Annotated in this window: 3 protein-coding genes; 1 reads left to right on the top strand and 2 read right to left on the bottom strand. The window is 60.1% G+C overall.

Translation table 11 applies throughout. The annotated features are described in order from the left end of the window. Positions 1-13: 13 nt before the first annotated feature. The gene (gene surE, locus NW820_RS05745; protein ID WP_414406932.1) at positions 14-820 is read right to left on the bottom strand and encodes a 5'/3'-nucleotidase SurE; all 807 of its coding nucleotides are present in this window, start codon (positions 818-820) and stop codon (positions 14-16) included. A 175-nt stretch (positions 821-995) separates the two neighbouring features. Between surE and gap the strand changes: the two genes are divergently transcribed. Beyond that, complete coding sequence (gene gap / locus NW820_RS05750) at positions 996-2,012, top strand: type I glyceraldehyde-3-phosphate dehydrogenase (protein WP_414406933.1); 1,017 nt, start codon at positions 996-998, stop codon at positions 2,010-2,012. A gap of 59 nt (positions 2,013-2,071) precedes the next feature. On the opposite strand, the gene NW820_RS05755 is transcribed toward gap, so the two are convergent. Continuing rightward, the coding region (locus tag NW820_RS05755) for an MFS transporter (RefSeq protein ID WP_414406934.1) at positions 2,072-2,700 on the bottom strand (629 nt) is incomplete at its 5' end.

Genomic DNA, 2,700 nt, shown 5'->3' on the forward strand with positions numbered 1-2,700 from the left:
TATCCTGACGGCGCTACGGCTGCAACGGCTGAGAACCATTGCCCGCAACCTGGCTTCTACCCCCCCCAGCGGAAACGCCTGGTCGCGTTAGCGGGACGGAGTCCTTGGCCAGTTGCACTTGGGTGATGGCCACCCGACCGGAGAAGCAGATGTCGGTATCGGTTTGGGGATCCCGAGCGCGCTCCGCATAGCGGCCCTGATAGCGAAACCACAGCGACTCTGCCCCATTTCCCTCGGCTTCCACTGCATAATCGAGCGGCAGGGGTTGGGTGCAGAGGGGACAATAAACCCGCTCCGGCAGAGGGGATCCGGCGGGCAAGTGAGGCAGGTTCACATTCCAAAACGCCCCCCTGGGCAGGGGTTGTTCCATCAGCTCCGCCAAGATTTCCCGCGTCCACCGCTGGGCTTGCTCCCAGTCGATGGGTTGGCCCCCTGCTCGGTATTGGGAAATGGCAATTCCCGGGATCCCCCGCATCGCCGCTTCCCGTACCGCCGCCACCGTTCCCGACAGATACACATCCGATCCAAGATTTCCCCCCTCGTTGATACCGGAAAGCACCCAATCCACCGCTGGGGCCAGCTTGAATAGGGCCACCCGCACACAGTCGGCAGGGGATCCCTCGACGGCAAAGGTGCGCTCGCCGCGGGCCAAGGCTCGAAAAGGTCGCCCCGTTGTCACCTGGTGGCTGCAGCCGGAAATCGGTTGGTGGGGGGCCACAATCCAACAGTGTTCTTCCGGGATGAGAGAGTTGAGGGCCAACTTGAGGTTGGCCAGCCCGGCAGCCTCGATGCCGTCATCGTTGGTCAGCAATACCTTCATTCCTACTTTTCCCTTCTGCCGGCAACTTCTTGGGTGAGTCCCAGTGGCAAATCTGGAGATCTTGGGTGCAAAAGCGATGGGGATCCCGTTCTTCTTTTACCCTATCCCTAGGGGAGCAGCGTCTCCCATGCCGCGTCCCCTGATCCATCGTATAAACTGATACCGGAGGATTGCGATGACCACACGGGTAGCCATTAACGGATTTGGTCGCATTGGGCGGGCCTTCCTGCGGGTGCTGCTGTCTCAGCCAGCTCCAGAGCTGGAGGTGGTGGCAGTCAATGACCTGACCGAACCCGACAACTTGGCCTACCTGCTCCAGTTCGACTCGGCCTATGGGCGCCTGCCCCAAACCGTGAGCGCGGTGGACGGGCATCTGCAAATCGGCAACCACCTGAAAGTCCGGGTTTTGGCAGAGCGGGATCCGGCACAACTGCCCTGGAAAGATCTGGGGGTTGACCTGGTGGTGGAATCAACCGGCTTGTTCACCAAACGAGAGGGGGCGGCCAAACACCTGGAAGCCGGGGCCAAAAAGGTGATCATCTCTGCTCCCGCCAAAGGCCCCGACTTGACGGTGGTGATGGGGGTCAACGACGACCAATACGACCCAGAGCGGCATCACATCATCTCCAATGCTTCCTGCACCACCAATTGCTTGGCGCCGCTGGCCAAGGTTTTGTTGGATCGCTTCGGCATCGAGACCGGCTTTCTCACCACTTGCCATGCCTATACCGCCACTCAGGCAATTGTGGATCGCCCGGATCCCAAAGATTATCGGCGGGGCCGCTCAGCAGCAGTGTCGATCGTGCCTTCCACCACCGGGGCCGCCACGGCAGTGGCCGAGGTTTTGCCCGCCCTGAGAGGGAAGATGGATGGCCTGGCGCTGCGGGTGCCCACCTTGACCGGCTCGATTGTGGACTTTGTGGTGCGTACCGAGCAGCCCATCACCAGAGAAGCCGTCAACCAAGCCTTTATCGAGGCTGCAGAAGGCCCGCTGCGCGGCATCCTGGCCATTGCTCCGCCAGAGATCGTATCGGCGGATATTGTCGGGGATCCCCACTCTTCCATTGTGGATTTGGGATCCACCATGACCTTAGGGGATCGCACGGTGAAGGTGCTCTCCTGGTATGACAACGAGTACGGCTATGCGGCGCGGCTGGTGGATCTGGCGGCCAAAATCGGGGCTGCGCTGTAGGCGGCCATCCTTGTTGCGTTCAAGGCAAGGCTATTAGAACCGGATTTGCGGTGGGGCAGTTACGGTTCAGATGCGGTTGTGGCCGGGGTTGCAGGCGATGAAGGGGGGCCGAGCCACAGCAGGATCACCATTGCCGGAGCGGCTGTCATCGCTGTAATCAAATAAAACAAAGGCCAATTGACTGCAGCCGCCAAATAGCCCGACACGGCCCCGGCCAAGGTTCCCCCCACGGCAAATACACTGGTGAGCAAAGCATACTGGGTGGCACTAAATTGCCGATCGCAAAGGCTCATCAAAAAAGCCAGAAAAGCAGCCGTGCCCATGCCCCCAGCCATGTTGTCGAAAATGGTTGCCCCCAGCAGCAGCGGATAGTTTTGCCCCACCAACCCAATCGCTCCCAGGCCCAAATTGCCGATCCCTTGCAAGGCTGCGAAAATGAACAGACAGCGGTAGGTGCCGATGCGGCTGACCCACTCCCCCCCCACAAAAGCCCCAGCCAAGGTGGCCAACAAGCCTATCCAACTGCGGATAATGCCCAGATCGCTGGTGCTAAATCCCGTCTGCAACAAAAATGTAGGGGTCATTTGCCCTGCCAAGCTGTCCGGCAACTTGAAGCAGACCACAAACAGCAGGATCGCCCAGGCCAAGCGGTGCCGCCAAAAAGATTGAAACGGCTCGATGATGGCCG

Origin of the sequence: Synechococcus sp. R55.7, assembly GCF_047461955.1 — a bacterium.
Taxonomy (GTDB): Bacteria; Cyanobacteriota; Cyanobacteriia; order Thermostichales; family Thermostichaceae; genus Thermostichus.